The organism is Streptomyces sp. 8N616 (genome assembly GCF_052246385.1).
Lineage (GTDB): Bacteria > Actinomycetota > Actinomycetes > Streptomycetales > Streptomycetaceae > Streptomyces.
This window is the reverse complement of sequence record NZ_JBQQBY010000016.1, coordinates 35,476-52,766: the sequence shown is the minus strand read 5'-3', so window position 1 is coordinate 52,766 and position 17,291 is coordinate 35,476. Positions and strand designations below refer to the sequence as shown.

Below are 17,291 nucleotides of genomic sequence, written 5' to 3'. Positions count from 1 at the left end.
CGTGCCCCGTGGTGATCGGCCGTGTGTGATCACCATGCGCCAGGTCAGAGCCCCCCGGAAAGCGAAGTCCTCGACCCACGACTCCCCCGTCACCGTTCCAGGACACGGCAACAACTCCGTGATGAAGGCGCGTTGAGGCAACCCCGGCACCCGGAAGACACTCCGCAGGCCGAGCGCTCGGCGCTCCCCGGTCGGCGGGTGCCGACCGGGGAGCGCCGTGTGCCGGGCCGCGCCCGGCGGCCGCAAGCGCCGCAAGCGCAGTAAGCGCCGTAAGCGCCGTAAGCGGTCCTCAGCGGCCTTCAGTGGCGCGGTCGCTGGCCGTCCACGCTCTGCTGGAGCATGGCGAGGGTCAGGACGTTGCCGCCGATTCCCCAGCCGCCGTCGGGGACTTCCTCGACCAGCACCATGGTGGTGGCGCGGGCGCGTTCACCGTAGATCTCGACGTACAGCTCGGTGGCACGGGTGACGATCTGTTCCTTCTGCTTCTCGTCGAGGGTGCCGGCGGGGACCTTGAAGTTGGCGAAGGGCATGGTCGTTCTCTCTCCTGGGGTATCGACGGCTAGAGGGAGCTGCCTGCGGTGAGCAGGTCGTCCAGCCCGACGCGGCGGAAGAAGTCGGCGCGGATGCGGTCGGCGACCGCGGAGACGACTTCGCTGCCGTCGTGGCTGGGGTCTATGTGGGTGCGCAGCGGCCGGGTGCCGGCGGGCATGGCCACCAGGCGTACGACGGCGTCGGCGACCTGCGCGGCGTCGGCGTCCGGCGGGATGAGCGCGGCCAGCCGGTCGTTGAGGCCGGCCAGCAGGGGGCCGTAGCGCTCGTCGTAGGCGGCGGCGCGGTCGGTGTCGGCGGGTGCGCCGGCGTGGCGGTCGTCCACCGCGGGTGCGTTGCGGGTGGCGGTCTGCCGGATCCCCGCGTACACGGTGTGACCGGCGCGGGCCAGGGCGCGTACGGTCAGCGCCCCGAAGCCGCTGGAGGCACCGGTCACCAGGATCGTGCTGGTGCTGGGTGTGTGGGAGGGCATGGCGTGGTCCTCGGCTGTGTCCGATGCGCGGCTTCGCCGCGTATAGCGGCCGCCGTGCAGGGTGAGGGTGCTTGCGAACGTGAGCGGGCGCCGCGGCCGTTCAGATGATGCCGCCGTTGGCACGGATGACCTGGCCGTTGACCCAGTGGCCGGCCGGGGAGGCGAGGAAGGCGACGACCTCGGCGATGTCGGCGGGGGTGCCGAGCCGTTCCAGCGGGGGCTGGGCGGCCAGGCGGGCGACGGTCTGCTCGTCCTTGCCCTCGAGGAACAGGTCGGTGGCGGTGGGGCCGGGGGCGACGGTGTTGACGGTGACGTCCCGGCCGCGCATCTCGCGGGCGAGGATCAGCGTGACCGCCTCCACCGCTCCCTTGCTCGCGCTGTAGGCGCCGTAACCGGGGAAGGCCAGGCCCACCACGGACGTGGAGAAGGTGACGATCGCCCCGCCACTGCGTACCTTCCGGGCCGCCTGCTGGGCGACGACGAAGGTCCCGCGGATGTTGGTGCGGTGCATTGCGTCCAGCTCGGCCAGGTCCAGGTCGGCGATGGGCGCCAGGTGCATCCGGCCGGCGGCGTGGACGACGACGTCGACGCCGCCGTACTCGGACTCGGCGGTGGCGAACAGCGCGGCCACGGCCTGCTCGTCGGCGACGTCGGCCTGGACGGCGACCGCCCGGCCACCGGCGGCGGTGACGTCCTTGACGGCGGCATCGGCCAGGTCCCGGTTTCCGGCGAACCCGACCACGACGGCGAACCCGTCGGCGGCGAGCCGGCCCACCGTCTGGCGGCCGATACCGCGGGAGCCGCCGGTGACGATGGCGACGCGGGGGTGGTCAGTGCTGTGGTCGGACCTGGCGCGGTTCTCCGCGGGGTTCGGGAGGGACATGGAGACTCCTGCGAGGGGTGCCGACCGGGAATTCCCCGGATCGGATTGAACGGTGTGTGGGTCGTGGTGCGGGGCGAGGGCGTCGCCGCCGCAGTGCCCCGCTTTCCCGTCCACCCTCCTCCGGCCTTCCGTCCCCAGCCAGGGCTGCGTCTACCCAGGGGTTGTCGTCCCCTGGCTCAGCTCACCCGAGCGAGTGACGATGGGGGCATGAACCCTCCCGAACTCGCCGCGTTTCTGAAGTCCCGGCGCGACCGGGTCCGGCCGGACGACGTGGGCCTGCCCACCGGACCCCGGCGCCGGGTGCCCGGCCTGCGGCGCGAGGAGGTCGCGCAGCTCGCCGGTCTGTCGGCGGACTACTACACCGAGCTGGAACGCGGGCGCAGCACCCAGCCCTCGGCCGAGGTCGTGGCCGCCCTCGCACGGGCGCTGCGCCTGAACGGCGACGAACGCGACCACCTGTTCCACCTCGCCCACCGGCCCGTCCCCCGAGCGGCGCACGGCACGAGCGCACACGTCCAGCCGGCCCTGCTCGGCCTGCTGGACCGGCTCACCACCACCCCCGCCCAGGTCATCAGCGACCTGCACGAGACCCTCGTACAGAACGAGCTGGCCGCAGCACTCGTCGGTCGGCCCCCGGCGGTACGCGGCCCGGCGGCTAGCTTCGTCTACCGCTGGTTCACCGACTCCGCCGCCCGCGCGCTCTACCCGCTGGAGGACCACCCGCACCACTCCCGGGTCTTCGTGGCCGACCTCCATGCGGTCGCCGCCCGGCGCGGCCGCGACCCCGAAGTGGCCCAGATGGTGGCCGTGCTACGGCAGCGCAGCGAGGAGTTCGCCGCCCTGTGGGACACCCACGACGTCGCATTGCGCCGCACCGACCACAAGCGCATCGTCCACCCCACGCTGGGCGTCATCGAGCTGGACTGCCACAGCCTGTTCAGCGAGGACGGACGCCAGCGCCTGCTGTGGTTCACCGCCCCACCCGGCACCGAGGGCGCCGCCCAGCTGGAACTGCTCTCCGTCATCGGCACGCAGGACATGCAGCGAGAGGGAACGCGTTCCGCCGGGGAACGGGCCTGAACGCCGGCTCAACGCCAGCGGCATGACGCGCCGGCCGTGGCCGGTGTGGGCGTAAGCAGTAACCCTACGGCCTCTGGGTTGTGGCGAGTTCGGCGGTGCGGTCAGCCCAGCCCGCTCACGTCGCTGGCATCGCCCAGGTCCGCGAAGGCGCCCAGGCTGCCGAGTTCGGGCTCCGGCTCGGTCTCGGCAGGGCGCAGGGGTTGTTCGGTCCAGATGGTCTTGCCTTCCGTGGTGTAGCGGGTGCCCCAGCGCTGGGTGTACTGCGCGACGAGGAACAGGCCCCGGCCTCCCTCGTCCATCGTCCGCGCGTGGCGGAGGTGCGGCGAGGTGTTGCTGCCGTCGGAGACCTCGCAGATCAGCGTGCGGTCGCGGATCATCCGCAGCCGGATCGGTTCCGAGGCGTGCCGGATGGCGTTGGTGACCAGTTCGCTGACGACCAGTTCCGTCAGGAAGACGATCTCCTCCAGACCCCACGCCGCCAGTTGCCGGGCCGCCCTCGCGCGGGCCCGTCCCACGGCGGCGGGCTCCGCGGCGACGTCCCAGGAGGCGACCTGCTCCTGGCCCAGGGCGCGGGTGCGGGCCAGCAGCAGAGCCACGTCGTCGACCGGCCGGCCGACCGGGAGGCTGCCGACGAGCGCGTCGCAGAGCTCCTCCAGCGGAGCCTCCGGGGCGCCGAGGGCGGCGTGCAGCCGGACGAGGCCCTCGTTGACGTCGAGGGACTGGCCCAGGATCAGGCCGTTCGTGTAGAGGACGAGCAGGCTGTCCTCGGGCAGCAGCAGCTCGGCGGACTCGAACGGCAGGCCGCCGAGGCCCAGCGGCGGCCCGGCCGGGAGGTCGACGAAGCGGGCGGCACCGGCGGGCGGGACGATCATGGGCGGCGGGTGGCCCGCCCGCGCCAGCGTGCAGAGGCGGCTGACCGGGTCGTAGACCGCGTACAGGCAGGTGGCTCCGGTCACTCCCGTGCCCCCGCCGGCCGCGGTCTCGTCGGCGACCCGCGCCGCCATGTCGTCCAGGTGGGCCAGGACCTCTTCCGGGGACAGGTCCATGTCGGCGAGGGTCTGTACGGCGGCGCGCAGCCGCCCCATCGTGGCCGCGGCGTGGATCCCGTGGCCCACGACGTCTCCGACGACCAGGCCGACCCGCGCGCTGGACAGGGGGATCACGTCGAACCAGTCACCGCCGACGCCCGCACCCGTATCGGCGGGCAGGTAGCGGTACGCGGCCTCGACCGCGCTCTGCCCGGGCAGTTCGTGCGGCAGCAGGCTGCGCTGCAGAGCCAGGGCCGCGGCGTGCTCGCGCGTGTACCGGCGCGCGTTGTCGATGGAGACCGCGGCGCGCGTGACGAACTCCTCCGCGAGGAGCAGGTCGTCCGGCTGGAAGGGCCCCTTGGCCTGCCAGCGGCAGAACGCGGCCGTGCCCAGGAAGATGCCGCGGGCCCGCACCGGCACGACCATCAGTGAGTGGAATCCCCTGTCGCGCAGGATCGCGGCGCGGCCCGGGTCCTCGTCCGCCCACTCGCTCCCGTCCAGGTCCAGCGTTCCGACCAGCGATGACCTACCGCTGACGAGGCTCAGGACGACGGGCGACGCATGCGAGTAACCGCATCGCCCGCCCACCTCGGTCACCATCTCCGGGGCGCCCTCCCGTACGGACTGATGGCCCGCGCGGCACAGCGTGTCCAACTCGGTGGTGTGGACGGGGCCCGGGGCAGGCTCCTCACCCCGCAGCACCGACTCGAAGAGGTCGACGATGACGAGATCGGCGAGGTCGGGTACCGCCACATCGGCCAGCTCCTGCGCCGTCCGCAGAACGTCGAGCGTGCTGCCGATGCGCTCGCTCGCCCTGTTCAGCAGGGCCATCTTCTGGCGGGCCCGGTAACTCTCCGTGATGTCGAGCACCATGTAGCACACGCCCAGAGGCTCGCCGTCCTCGTCCTCGAGACGGAAGAAGGAGGTCGAGTAGGCGTGCTCCTGCTGCGGGTCGCCGCCGGGGCGGCCGACGTACTCGTACCCGACCGAGGCGACCCCGGTCTCCAGCACCCGCCGCATCTTCGCTTCGATGGCCTCCACAGTGAGGCCCGGCTGGACCTCGGCCAGCGTCTTTCCGAGGCGCTGCTCGCGGGGCACACCGCCCATGCGCTCCAGGGCGTCGTTGATCCACACGTACCGCAGGTCGGTGTCGAGCATCGCCACGCCCACCGGTGACATGCCGGCGATCCCGCTCAGCAGCGAGCGGCCGGCACCGGACCACGGCGTGCGCGCCGTCTGGGAGGCGAGCACGAGGCGGAGGGGGCGGCCGTCGGCGGAGCGTACGGGCAGGATCCGGACCTCCAGATCGAGCCGGCGCCCGTCCCGGTGGCGTACGGCCAGCAGCCTGCCCCCGCCGGGCGGCAGCTCGTCCGCCGGGGCGAAGACGTCCGACACGGACCCGCCCAGGGCCTCGGAAGCCGGATGGCCGAGCAGCGTCTCCGCGCCCTCGGTCCAGCCCCGGACGACCCCCTCGGCGTCGATCAGCAGCACGGCCGTCCGCGCGAATTCGAAGGGTTCTGCGCCTCCGAGGGAACGAGTTCGTCGGGGAGTCCTCATGCCAGCCATCCCGTCGTACAGCGCTGTCTCCACGGTACCGCCGCCCCCTCCGCGTTGATACCGAAGCGATACGCGCCGTGATGTGGACCTCACACCGGGGTACGGGAGAGACTCAACCCTCACGCCGATGCCGGGACGCATTCGGCGTGGCGAGTGGAATTCTGAGCAAGAAGGCGGTATTTGGCAGTGCAGCGGCGGCAGTTGGGGGTCATCGGGGCGGGAGTCGCGGCGATGCTGGCCTCCACCCTCTCGGCCTGCGGGAACAGCGGGTCCATCGGTGAAGGCAACGTCACCATCAAGCTGGTCGCCGCGGAATACGGCGACCGGTCGGGCAACAGCTCGAAGCGGTACTGGGACCAGCTGGTCGGGAAGTTCGAGTTCGGGAATCCCGGCATATCGGTGGACGTGGACGTCTACACCTGGAAAGAGGTCGACGAAAAGGTCGCAGGCATGGTGAAGGCGGGTAAGGCGCCGGATATCGCGCAGATCGGTTCGTACGCGGACTACGCCGCGGCGGGCAAGCTCTACCGCGCCGACGAGCTGCTCTCGATCCCCACCCAGGCGGCGTTCATTCCCGCCCTCGCCGACGCCGGAAAGGTGCAACGGATTCAGTACGGCCTGCCGTTCGTCGCCAGCACGCGGGTCCTCTTCTACAACAAGGAGCTCCTGGAGAAGGCGGGCATACCCGGCCCGCCGAAGACCTGGAGGGAGCTACAGAAGGACGCCGAGGCGCTCAAGCAGGCGGGGGTCAGGGTGCCGTACGCACTGCCGCTCGGCCCGGAGGAGCCGCAGGCCGAGACGCTGAACTGGATGCTCAGCGGCGAGGGCGGCTTCAACGACGAGATCGGCAGCTACGCCATCGACTCGCCGGAGAACATCCGGACCTTCGAGTGGCTCCGCGACGAGTTCGTCGGCAAGGGCCTGACCAACCCCGACCCGGGCGCCATGAACCGGCAGGACGCCTTCGACGCCTTCACGCGCGGCGACGTCGCCATGCTCAACGGGCACCCGACGCTGATGCAGCTGGCCCAGGAGAACGGCATCCGCTTCGGCATGGCGCCGCTGCCCGGCAAGGACGGGCAGTCCAGGGCGACCACGGGGACGGCGGACTGGATGATGGCCTTCAAGCAGAACGGCCACCGCGAGGCGATCGGCAAATTCCTCGACTTCGCGTACAGCAAGCAGAACGTTCTCGAATTCGCCGACCAGTACGACCTGCTGCCGGTGACCAACGCCGCGTCGGAGGCGATGCGCGCCGACGTGAGCAACAAGGACGTCTGGGAATTCCTCGACCAGCTGCCGACGGCCGAGAGCTATCCGGTCGGCAAGAAGTCGTGGGGCGCGGTCGTCAGCAAGCTCAAGTCGGAAATCGGCGGCACGGTGACGAAGAACGGCGATCCGGCGAGCGTGCTGGGCGATCTGCAGCGCGAGGCGGAGTCGATCGAGAACGCGGCGTCGTAGTCGGTAGGGCCGGGGGCGGCGGATTGCAGGCCCCGGTCACGGCCGGGGCCTGCAGGTAGGCCACGGCCGGGGCCTGCATGCCGTCACGCACAGTGACATGTTGCGCACATTGAGCGATAGATTTAGCGTGATTTGTGCGGGTTGGAATGGTTCAGACCACGTGCAACTCGCCGCCGGGAAGGCCACGATGCCGCCCCTTCCGGGCGCAGGCCCTGGCCGACGTCGAACCGACGCCCGACGCCACGAGATCGCCCATGGGTTCTCCATGGGACTCCCCTCCACAGGAGGACACAGATGCTGCAATCCACGTTCAGCAAGCTCGCCCTCTGCGCGGCCACCGGCGTCCTCGCCACGATGACCTCGGTCGGCCCGGCCCTGGCTGCGCCCTCCGACGATGACCCGAGTTTCGGCAACAGCTTCAACCGCGGCGACGACCCGGACGACCGCGAAGACAACGGACGCGAGAACGCCCGGGACGACGACGGCGAAGACAATGGCCGCGAGAACGCCCGGGACGACGATCGCGAGGACAACGGACGCGAGGACAACGGGCGGGAGGACAACGGCCGGGAGGACAACGGGCGCGAGGACAACGGGCGCGAGGACAACGGTCGTGACGACGGACGTCGCGCTCCCTACAGAGGTCGCGTGATCGCCCGGACCGGTCTGCTCCTCCGCGATGCCCCCAACCGTAACGCGAGGGTCGTCGGCAGTGTCGGGTTCGGCACGACTGTTCGTATCAACTGCAAGGTCAACAGCGAGAACGTCGACGGCAACCCGCGCTGGTACCTCCTTGCGAGCGGCCACTGGGCCTGGGCCTCCGCCCGCTACATCGAGAACATCGGCCCGGCTCCGCACTGGTGCTGATGAGCAAACGCCTTCACCGGTGAGTGTGCTCCCCCGGGCGCTTACACGCGCGCGGGGAGCACGCACGCCAGGGCCGAGCACGACATAACCGAAATATGCGGCGCTGCTTGCTACGTTGCCACGCATGACCGCAACGACGGCGGACGCGCCCCCACCGGCGCTACGGCTCCCCCGACGGCGAGGTGTCGAACTGGCCCTGCTGACCGTCGCCGTGCTCATCTCCGTCCTCGGCTACCTCCAGGTCGGGCTCGCCCAGCACGGCGCGGTGCCCGGCGGCGCGGCCCGGTACGGCGCCGGACTCGGCGTCCTCGCCCTCCTCGCCCACCTCGCGGTCCGCTTCCGCGCCCCCTGCGCCGACCCCCTCCTGCTCCCCATCGCCGTCCTGCTCAACGGCCTCGGCCTGGTCCTCATCTACCGCCTCGACCTGGAGACCCCGGACGACCGGGCCGCGCCCACCCAACTCGTGTGGTCCGCCGTCGGTGTCGGGCTCTTCACCTGGGTGGTGACCCTGCTGCGCGACCACCGCGTGCTGCAGCGCTACGCGTACGTGTGCGTGGCCGCCGCGCTCGGCCTGCTGGTCATGCCGATCTTCTTCCCCGCCATCAACGGCGCCAAGGTCTGGATCCTCGTCGCCGGACTGTCCTTCCAGCCGGGCGAGTTCGCCAAGATCCTGCTCGCGGTCTTCTTCGCCGCCTATCTCGCCGCGAACCGGCACGCCCTCGCGTACACCGGCCGCCGCCTGTGGAAACTCCAGTTCCCCACCGGCCGCGTACTCGGCCCGATCGCCGCGATCTGGCTCGCCAGCCTCGGCGTCCTCGTCCTCGAGCGCGATCTGGGCACCTCGCTGCTCTTCTTCGGCCTCTTCGTGATCCTGCTGTACGTCGCCACCGGCAGGGCCGGCTGGCTCGCCGTCGGCCTGCTGCTCGCCGCGGTCGGCGCGCTCGTCGTCGGCCGCCTCGAACCGCACGTCCACGAGCGGGTCGAGACCTGGCTGCACCCCTTCGCCGGCATCGAGGCCGGGCAGGGCCCCGGCCAGCTGGCCCAGTCGCTGTTCGCCTTCGCCTCGGGCGGCATGCTCGGAGCGGGTCTCGGCCGCGGCGACTCCGTTCTCATCGGCTTCGCCGCCAAGTCCGACTTCATCCTGGCCACCGCGGGCGAGGAGCTCGGCCTGTGCGGGCTGAGCGCGATCGTCCTGCTGTACGCGCTGCTGGTGGCCCGCGGCTACCGGGCGGGCGTCACGATCCGCGACGACTTCGGCCGGCTGCTCGCCGTCGGCCTCGCCTCGATCGTAGCCATGCAGGTCTTCGTCATCGCGGGTGGAGTGACGGGCCTGATCCCGCTGACCGGCATGCCGATGCCGTTCCTCGCGCAGGGCGGCTCCTCGGTCGTCACCAACTGGATCATCGTCGCGCTGCTGATCGCGCTCAGCGACTCGGCCCGCAGGCCGCCGCCGGCGGGCGGGGAGCGGCCGTGATCCGCTGCGTCCGGCGCCCGGCCGTCCTCCCCCGCACCGCCGTCATCCGTCCGCCCTGTGGGGTGCGGCCGTGATCCGCTGCGTCCGGCACACCGCCGTCTTCTGTCTGCTGCTGCTCGTGGCGCTGCTCCTCAACGCCTCCCGCATCCAGGTCTTCAGCGCGGACGACTACGAGCGGAACCCGGCCAACCGCCGCCTGGCGACGACCCGTTACGGCCAGCCGCGCGGCGACATCCTCGTCGAGGGGAGGCCCGTCACCGGCTCCCGGGACTCGGGCGAGCCCCTGCGCTACGAGCGCACGTACACCGACGGCCCCCTCTACGCCCCGGTCACCGGCTACGCCTCCCAGACCTACGGCACCTCCCTCACCGAGAGCGCCGAGGACGACGTCCTGTCCGGCACCGACGCGCGGCTCGCGCCCCTGCCGCTGTGGAACGACCTCACACGCGGGCAGCAGCCCGGCGGCCACGTGCACACCACCATCAAGGCGGCCGTGCAGCGCGCCGCGTACAAGGGTCTCGACGGCCGCCGGGGCGCGGTCGCCGCCATCGAGCCCGCGACCGGCAGAATCCTGGCCCTGGCCAGCAGCCCGTCGTACGACCCGGGGATGCTGTCCGGCACGGGCGCGGCGGCGTCCCGGGCCTGGGCCGCGCTGAACCGGAGCGCGAGCCGGCCGATGCTCAACCGGGCGCTGCAGGAGACGTATCCGCCCGGCTCCACGTTCAAGGTGGTGACGGCGGCCGCCGCCCTCGACTCGGGCACCGTGCTGAGCACCGACACAGCGACCGACACCCCCGACCCGTACACGCTGCCGAACACCAGCACGCGGCTGACGAATGCGGCGGACGGCTGCGAGGACGCCGAGCTGCTGTACGCCTTCGAGGTGTCCTGCAACACGGTCTTCGCGCACCTCGGGGTGGATGTGGGGCTCAGGAGGATGGCCGAGGCCGCGGAGAGTTTCGGCTTCAACGACGACGGCCTGCGGATTCCATCGCCCGTCGCGAGGAGCAACTTCGACACCTCGATGGACCCGTCGCAGGTCGCGCTGTCCTCCATCGGGCAGTTCGACACGCGCGCGACCCCGCTGCAGATGGCGATGGTCGCCGCGGCGGTCCCGAACGGCGGCCTGCTGCAACGTCCCTACCTGGTCGGGAAGGTGACGCGGGCCTCCTCCCGTTCCGGTGACGCGACGGTGGCGGTCACGCAGCCGCAGCCGTACCGGCAGGCGATGAGCCCCAGCACGGCGATGCAGCTGAAGGAGATGATGGTCGCCGCCGTCGAGCACGGCACGGGCGGCAGGGCCGCGATCGACGGTGCCGAGGTCGGCGGCAAAAGCGGCACGGCGCAGCACGGCGTCGGCAACTCCGGCACGCCGTACGCCTGGTTCATCTCCTGGGCGCGGGCCAAGGACGCGGCGGATCCGGCGGTCGCGGTGGCGGTCGTCATCGAGGACGCGGCGGCGAACCGCGCGGACATCAGCGGCGGCGGCAGCGCGGCCCCGATCGCGCGGGACGTGATGAAGGCGGCGCTGGGGTGAGCCCACGGGGCCTCGGTCCCGGGTCTCGATCCCCGGTCTCGATCCCCGGTCTCGACCCGGGCCTCGGTCTCCGGTCCCGGTCCCGGCGTCCCGGTCTCCGGTCTCGGTCCCCCCGGTCTCGGTCGGTCCCGGCCCCGGGTGTCAGCGCGCCGCCGCGAGTTGGAGCTCGGTCACCAGCTGTGGGGTGAGCAGGCCGCCCGCGCGGTCCGCGAGCACGCCCATCTCGTAGCCGATGAGCCCGACATCGCTGGCCTCCGCGGCGAGGACGCCCAGGCAGCTGCCGTCGCGCACCGTGGTGACCAGCAGAAAGCCTCCGTACATCTCGATCATCACCAGCTTCACGCCTCCGCCGCCGTGCCGCCCGTGGGCGCGCGCGGCGCCCTGGGCGAGGCTGGTGATGCCGGAGACGACGGCGGCCAGGTGGTCGGCGCGGTCCCGTTCGAGGCCGCCGGACGCGGCGAGCAGCAGCCCGTCGGAGGAGACGGCCACGGCGTCCACGACTCCGTCGACCGTACGGACGAACTCGCCGACGAGCCAGTTGAAGTTCTGCGCCTCGCCCGTCAGGGGAGCGCCCGTCGCGATGGTCATGTGCTGGGTCATGCGCTGTCCTTTCCTGCGGCTCCGCGGGCGACGCCCTCACGGAAGCCGTTGAGCAGGGCCCTGACCTGGTCGGGGCCCGGGGGTCGGTCGGAGGGGATGGGCGCGGCGAGCAGCGAGGACGGCAGCGCCACGTACGCCGTGGTGCCGGAGCCCTCGGTCTCGCGCAGCTCGACCTGGGCGCCGAGGCGGGCGGCGAGCCTGCCGACGACGTAGTGGCCGAGGAAGCGGGTGGGTGCGACGAGGAAGCTCTCCTTCCCCGCCAGGCGGGCGTTGGCGCGGTCGAGCTCGGCCGCGCTCATGCCGATGCCGCGGTCGACGACGGCCAGGCAGTACTCGTCGACGTCGCGCCAGCCGTACACCTCGACGGGGAGGTGCGGGGGCGAGAACACCAGGGCGTTCTCGATCAGTTCGGCCAGCAGGTGGGAGAGTTCGGCGACGGCGTGGCCGCGGAATCGGCAGGGCCCGACGTCGGCCGCGGACACCCGCCGGTACTGCTCCACCTCCGACACCGCCGACTGCACGACCTCGAGCGCGGTGACCGTGCCGGACCAGGAGCGGGGCGGCGCGTGCTCGCCGACCAGGACGAGGAGGGACTCGGCGTTGCGCCGCATCCTGGTCGCGAGGTGGTCGAGTTCGAAGAGCTCGCCGAGCGCGTCGGGGTCGACCTCCTGGCTCTCCAGGGTGGTGATCAGGCCGAGCTGGCGGCGCAGCAGACTCTGGTTCCTGCGGCCCAGGTTGGCGAGCGATTCGGAGGTGTTGCGGCGGAGCACGGCCTGTTCCGCGGCGAGGCCGACCGCCGTGCGCTCGACGTTGCGGAGCGCCGCGGCGAGCTGGGCGATCTCGCGTGCGCTGCTGCGGGCGGCGGCTTCGCCCGGCCGTCCGGGCTCCTCCGGTACGGGTACGGGCTGCCCCGCGGTGTCCGACCCGGCCTCCGGGCCGTCCCAGTTGAGCACCCGCTCGACCGCCTCGGACAGCCGGGCCCCCGCCACTTCGTCGGCTTCATCGGCGAGCGCGCCGAGCGGGCGGGTGATCGACCGGGCGGAGAGGACGGCGAGGGCGGTGGCGACGGCGACGATCAGCACCCCGAGGCCGAGGAAGCCCGCGAGCTGGGCGGTCGCGGAGTCGCTGAGCTGCCCGGCCCGTGCGCGTACGTCCGCGCCGACGCGCTGCTGGACGGCGTAGAGGTCGTCGACGAGGACCGTCATGGAACGCCACCACTGCGCCGGGTCGACGTCGAACCGCGAGCCGTCGGCGGCCGAGGCGGCGCGCCGCTCCAGGGCGGTGGCGCGCCGGGCGTCGCCGGTCGCGAAGGCCTGGTCGAGGGCCTTGCGCTGGGCCGGGGTCGCCGAGCCTCCGTACTGGTCGAGGGCGGCGACGCGGGCCGCCCGTACCTCCGTGAACTCCAGGTATTCGGCCTCGCGGAAGCGCTTGGCGGCGAAGACCCCGTTGAGCGACCCGCGCTCCAGTGCCACGGACTCGGTGGCGTCGGCGAGGGCCTGCAGCGCGTCCACGCCGTCCGCCAGGGCCCGGTCCCCGCGGGCCGCGTCGTCGCCGTCGGCCGACTGGGCCCGGATCAGCGCGGAGATGGAGGCGGTGTAGAAGGCGAAGGTCTTGCCGCGGTCCGTGCTCCCGCCGTCCACACCGGACCGCACCGCCGCCAGTCCGAGGAGGCGTCTACGGGCTCCCTCGACCGCGGACACCGTGTCCGCGTCGCCCTCGCCGAGCGTGGCCGCGAGTTCGGCGCGGGCCAGGTCGGAGCGCTCGCGCTGCGCGCCGAGGTCGTCCCGGTACTGGCGAGCGCCGCCCAGCAGGCCGTTGGTGAGCCCGCGTTCCCGCTGCAGCTCGTGCACCAGCGCCTGCACCCGGAGCACGAGGTCCACCCGGGCCTGCGTTTCCCGGGCGGCGGCCCAGTCGGCGCCGCGGTCCACGACCGCGAGCCCGGTGAGCACCAGCAGCAGACACGTCGGCACGGCCAGGACGACGGCGACCCGGCCCCGGATGGTGTTCCAGCCGGGCACGGCCAGTAACCGGCCGCGCCGCCCGGCACGTACGAAGTGGTGGCCGGTGCCCCGGTCTTGGCCGGTGCCCCGGTCCGTGTTTCCCTGGTCCGTGTTCCCCGTCACGCGGTCAACGCTAGGGAGGTGCCGTCAGGTGGTGATTTCCCTTCCGTAAGAGACGGGTTGCGCCCCGCTCACGGGTGGGCGGGGTCCGGGTGCGGCAGGCGCCATCCGGCCGTAACACGCTTCCCCGTCTTCCCTACCCAGCCCTCCCCGGCTAGCGCTGGAGGGCGGGGCAGCGGAGAAGCCCAATCCCCCCGAGGAACGTATGAATCCGTTCAGCGACTTCCCCGGGCTTCTCCAGAAGCATGGCGTGCGTTGCGTCGACTCCCTCGACGGTGACCTGGGACTGCGTCCGCGCCATCGCTGCCAAGTCCCTGTCGAGTCCCACCGTATACGCGGCCATCAGCTCGTCGAACCAGGGCAGGCCGGGAGTCGGAGGGTTGGGGCGCTGGGCGCGGCAGATCAGCAGCGGTCGGCGGACGCGCGGGTAGAGCGCGAACAGGTCGAGCCCGTCCATGGCCGCCTGCATCTCCAGCGCCCGCTCGCGCTCGGGGCGCAGATACAGCCGACCGCCTTCCCCCTCGGCGAGCCCGCGCCGCACCCCGGCTTCCAGCAGTTCGAACGGGATCCCGAGCTGCTGGGCCATGGCGGACTGGTAACCGAGCACACCGTCCAGGGCCTCGGCGGGAAACAGTCGCCCCGCGGCATCGGCGGCGAATTTCCGTGCCTCGGCGAGCCGTTGCTCCACATATGCGGCGTCGAGCCCGGCGTACTGCTCGGGCCTGCCCATTCCGTGGCCGTCGAGATTGACCGCCGCAGGCGTGGACGAGTCGGCCTCGGCGCACAGGGCGGCGATCATCCCGCCGAGCGAATGCCCGACCACGACCGCATCCGGGATCCCGAACGCCTTCAGTACGGCTTCGACATCGCCGAGAGCGGCGGAAAAGGTCCACGGGCCGGCGCCGGAACCGGAACAGCCGTGGGCGCGGAGGTCCATGGCGATGACGCGGTAACGCGGGGTCAGCCGGGGAGCCACCGGGGCCCAGTCGCACAACGTGCGGCCGGCCCCGTGAAGCAGCAGTATTGGCGGGCCTTCCCCGCCGTGGTCGCGTACCGCCAGCTCGATGCCGTCGTGGTCGATACGGGTGTCCCCGGGAATGCGCGCAGGCATGGCGAATCGCTCCGTTTCACAGTTCGGAGTTCGGAGTTCGGATTGGAGGGAATGCGGTGCGATTCACCGTAGGACATTCCTGCAGCGACAAGATCGTCTTCTGGGAGGACGGAATCAGGCGGCTTCCCGGCCCATAATGGATAGACGGCCGATGGATGCGCGGCGCAGGACGGCGGGTGGCGCCCCCTCGCTGCGACGAGGGCGACGCTCAGCCCGCAACGCGCTCCACCCAGCCCGGCAGCGGCTCGCAGCGCTCGAGCCATTGCGCCGGCACATCCGCGATCCCCGTACGGGCCGCGACCACGCCGCCCGCGATGGCGCAGGTCGTGTCGACGTCTCCCTGGCCCTCCGCCGTCGCCCACAGCGCCTCCGTCAGGTCGCTGAGATGGTGGGTCGCGCACCACAGCGCGAAGGGAACGGTGTCGTCGGCGCGGATGCGGCTGCCGCTGCCGAGGACGTCGGCCGCCTCGCGCGGCTGGGTGTCGTACGTCAACTCGCTTGCCCGGATCAGGCCTCGGCGCACCGCGCTGCGCGGCGTACGGGCCGCGATCATCCGCAGCAGCTCCGGCGCGCTCGGGACCCGCACCCGGCGCATACGGGCCGCGAAGCCCGCAGCGACCGCGACCGCGACGGCGCCCGCGATGCCCTCCGGGTGCGTGTGCGTGACGCGCGCCGAGCGCGCCGCCTGCTCCGCGGCGCGGCGCAGGTCGTCGCTGAACCAGGCGCCCAGCGGCGCGACCCGCATGGCCGCGCCGTTGCCGAGGCTGCCCTCGCCTTCGAAGAGGGCGGGCGGCGCGGCCTCCCACGCCTCCGGGTGCCCGGCGAGCACCGGGAGCAGGGTGTGCATCCCGCTTCCGTAGCCACGGCCGGGGTCGGCCATGAACGCCCTGCCGAACGTACGGGCCAGGACCTGCTGGTCGATCTCTCCGAGCCCGTTGAGTACCCGGAGGACGGAGAGGGCCATCGCGGTGTCGTCGGTCCAGTGCCATACGGGGGCGGCGGGCACGCGCCGCTCCCGGATCTCCTCGTGCGCGCTCCCGTCCAGCAGGGACAGCGGAAACCAGCATTCGCCGAAGGCGTCCCCGAGGGCCAGCCCCCGGATGCTGTCCTGCGCGGCTGCGCGATTCGCGGTCGCAGTCATGCCCGCGATGCTGCCAGGCCCGCGGCCGGCTCCGGGGGAAGCTGAAGCCCGAGCCGTGGTGGTGGCTGAAGCCCGAGCCGTGGTGGTGGCTGAAGCCCGAGCCGCGCTCTTACCGACCGCCTCCGCCGGAGGCCGACGTCACGCCTGCGCCCGTCACGCCCGCGCCCGCCGGGCCGCCCGCACCCGCGCCCGCCGCGATCGCCTCGGCCACCTCCGCCGTACGGGCCGCCTCCTCCTGCGCGAAGCGCTCCGCGTCGAGTTGCTCGGCCAGCTCCTCGTCCTGTGCCATCAGCAGGTCCAGGTTGGAGTCGCCGAGTTCGAAGACGCCCAGGTCGACGTACGCCCGCTGCAGCCGCTCGCCCCACAGGCCGATGTCCTTGACGCACGGCACGATCCGGCTGAACAGCAGCTTCCGGAAGAGGTGCAGGAACTCAGACTGCTCGGTGTACTCGGCGGCCTCTTCGGCGGGGATGCCGAAGTTCTCCAGCACCTCCGTGCCGCGCAGCCGGTCGCGCATCAGGTAGCAGCCCTCGATCACGAACTCTTCGCGCTCGCGCAGCTCGGCGTCGCTCAGCTGCTTGTAGTAGTCGCGCAGCGCCATTCGCCCGAAGGCGACGTGCCGGGCCTCGTCCTGCATCACGTAGGCGAGGATCTGCTTCGGCAACGGCTTGTCGGTGGTATCGCGGATCATGCCGAAGGCGGCCAGCGCCAGGCCCTCGATGAGCACCTGCATGCCCAGGTACGGCATGTCCCAGCGGGAGTCGCGGAGGGTGTCGCCGAGCAGCGACTGCAGGTTGTCGTTGATCGGGTACAGCATCCCGACCTTTTCGTGGAGGAAGCGGCCGTATATCTCGGCGTGCCGGGCCTCATCCATCGTCTGGGTCGCGGAGTAGAACTTCGCGTCCAGGTCGGGGACGGACTCCACGATCCGCGCTGCGCACACCATCGCGCCCTGCTCGCCGTGCAGGAACTGGCTGAACTGCCAGGAGGTGAAGTGCTGCCGCAGCTCACCCTTGTCGCGCTCGGTCATCTTCGCCCAGTGGCGGGTCCCGTAGAGGGCCAGCGACTCGTCGGGCGTGCCGAGCGGGTCGTACGGGTCGACCTCCAGGTCCCAGTCGATCCGTTTCTGGCCATCCCACTGCTTGTCCTTGCCCTTCTGGTAGAGGGCGAGGAGGCGGTCTCGGCCATCGTCGTACTCCCAGCTGAAGCGCGCGGCACCGGAGGCCGGCACCTGCCACAGCTCTTCTCCAGGATCTTGCGCGTAGAGCTCGTGCGTCGACACTGACGCCTCCTTCGCCTCGCGGACTCCCCGGACTCCCGTGCAGGAGCGGATGGTTGGCAGGCTCACACGTCTGTTACCGCCCGGTCAACAAGTTGAACGAGAACTCGTTGCGGGAGGGATTGACGGGCT

Annotated in this window: 14 protein-coding genes; 5 read left to right on the top strand and 9 right to left on the bottom strand. The window is 72.0% G+C overall.

Going from position 1 to position 17,291, the window contains the following annotated elements; all coding sequences use genetic code 11:
- Window positions 1–299 precede the first annotated feature (299 nt).
- The 3 genes from ACTWQC_RS16550 to ACTWQC_RS16540 form a co-directional block, all read right to left on the bottom strand.
- Window positions 300–530 (bottom strand): tautomerase family protein, encoded by a 231-nt coding sequence (locus ACTWQC_RS16550; RefSeq protein WP_443316451.1) that lies wholly within the window; start codon window positions 528–530, stop codon window positions 300–302.
- A 29-nt stretch (window positions 531–559) separates the two neighbouring features.
- Window positions 560–1,021: a hypothetical protein gene (locus ACTWQC_RS16545; protein WP_443316450.1), complete on the bottom strand. Its 462-nt coding sequence runs from the start codon at window positions 1,019–1,021 to the stop codon at window positions 560–562.
- A 100-nt stretch (window positions 1,022–1,121) separates the two neighbouring features.
- Window positions 1,122–1,904, bottom strand: a complete 783-nt coding sequence (locus ACTWQC_RS16540) for an SDR family oxidoreductase (protein WP_443316449.1) — start codon at window positions 1,902–1,904, stop codon at window positions 1,122–1,124.
- Between the two features lie 207 nt (window positions 1,905–2,111).
- Between ACTWQC_RS16540 and ACTWQC_RS16535 the strand changes: the two genes are divergently transcribed.
- Window positions 2,112–2,984: a helix-turn-helix transcriptional regulator gene (locus tag ACTWQC_RS16535; protein WP_443316448.1), complete on the top strand. Its 873-nt coding sequence runs from the start codon at window positions 2,112–2,114 to the stop codon at window positions 2,982–2,984.
- A gap of 101 nt (window positions 2,985–3,085) precedes the next feature.
- Here ACTWQC_RS16535 and ACTWQC_RS16530 read toward each other — a convergent pair whose 3' ends face one another.
- On the bottom strand, window positions 3,086–5,569 hold the full coding sequence (locus ACTWQC_RS16530) for a SpoIIE family protein phosphatase (RefSeq protein ID WP_443316447.1): 2,484 nt from the start codon (window positions 5,567–5,569) through the stop codon (window positions 3,086–3,088).
- A gap of 186 nt (window positions 5,570–5,755) precedes the next feature.
- Between ACTWQC_RS16530 and ACTWQC_RS16525 the strand changes: the two genes are divergently transcribed.
- From ACTWQC_RS16525 to ACTWQC_RS16510, 4 genes are all read left to right on the top strand, one after another.
- A complete protein-coding gene (locus tag ACTWQC_RS16525; RefSeq protein WP_443316576.1) occupies window positions 5,756–7,030 on the top strand; it encodes an ABC transporter substrate-binding protein in 1,275 nt (424 codons plus the stop codon).
- Window positions 7,031–7,324: 294 nt separating this feature from the next.
- Complete coding sequence (locus ACTWQC_RS16520) at window positions 7,325–7,897, top strand: SH3 domain-containing protein (RefSeq protein WP_443316446.1); 573 nt, start codon at window positions 7,325–7,327, stop codon at window positions 7,895–7,897.
- A 124-nt stretch (window positions 7,898–8,021) separates the two neighbouring features.
- Window positions 8,022–9,371 (top strand): FtsW/RodA/SpoVE family cell cycle protein, encoded by a 1,350-nt coding sequence (locus ACTWQC_RS16515; protein ID WP_443316445.1) that lies wholly within the window; start codon window positions 8,022–8,024, stop codon window positions 9,369–9,371.
- Window positions 9,372–9,441: 70 nt separating this feature from the next.
- Window positions 9,442–10,908: a penicillin-binding transpeptidase domain-containing protein gene (locus tag ACTWQC_RS16510; RefSeq protein WP_443316444.1), complete on the top strand. Its 1,467-nt coding sequence runs from the start codon at window positions 9,442–9,444 to the stop codon at window positions 10,906–10,908.
- 141 nt (window positions 10,909–11,049) lie between these two features.
- On the opposite strand, the gene ACTWQC_RS16505 is transcribed toward ACTWQC_RS16510, so the two are convergent.
- From ACTWQC_RS16505 to ACTWQC_RS16485, 5 genes are all read right to left on the bottom strand, one after another.
- Window positions 11,050–11,508, bottom strand: coding sequence for a roadblock/LC7 domain-containing protein (locus ACTWQC_RS16505; protein WP_443316443.1), 459 nt, complete (start codon window positions 11,506–11,508; stop codon window positions 11,050–11,052).
- The gene (locus ACTWQC_RS16500) at window positions 11,505–13,631 is read right to left on the bottom strand and encodes a nitrate- and nitrite sensing domain-containing protein (RefSeq protein ID WP_443316442.1); all 2,127 of its coding nucleotides are present in this window, start codon (window positions 13,629–13,631) and stop codon (window positions 11,505–11,507) included. Before ACTWQC_RS16500 ends, ACTWQC_RS16505 begins: the two co-directional genes overlap by 4 nt.
- A gap of 151 nt (window positions 13,632–13,782) precedes the next feature.
- Window positions 13,783–14,739 (bottom strand): alpha/beta fold hydrolase, encoded by a 957-nt coding sequence (locus ACTWQC_RS16495; RefSeq protein ID WP_443316441.1) that lies wholly within the window; start codon window positions 14,737–14,739, stop codon window positions 13,783–13,785.
- 208 nt (window positions 14,740–14,947) lie between these two features.
- Window positions 14,948–15,880, bottom strand: a complete 933-nt coding sequence (locus ACTWQC_RS16490; RefSeq protein WP_443316440.1) for an ADP-ribosylglycohydrolase family protein — start codon at window positions 15,878–15,880, stop codon at window positions 14,948–14,950.
- Between the two features lie 109 nt (window positions 15,881–15,989).
- Window positions 15,990–17,162 (bottom strand): ferritin-like domain-containing protein, encoded by a 1,173-nt coding sequence (locus tag ACTWQC_RS16485; RefSeq protein ID WP_443316439.1) that lies wholly within the window; start codon window positions 17,160–17,162, stop codon window positions 15,990–15,992.
- Between the last annotated feature and the right edge of the window lie 129 nt (window positions 17,163–17,291).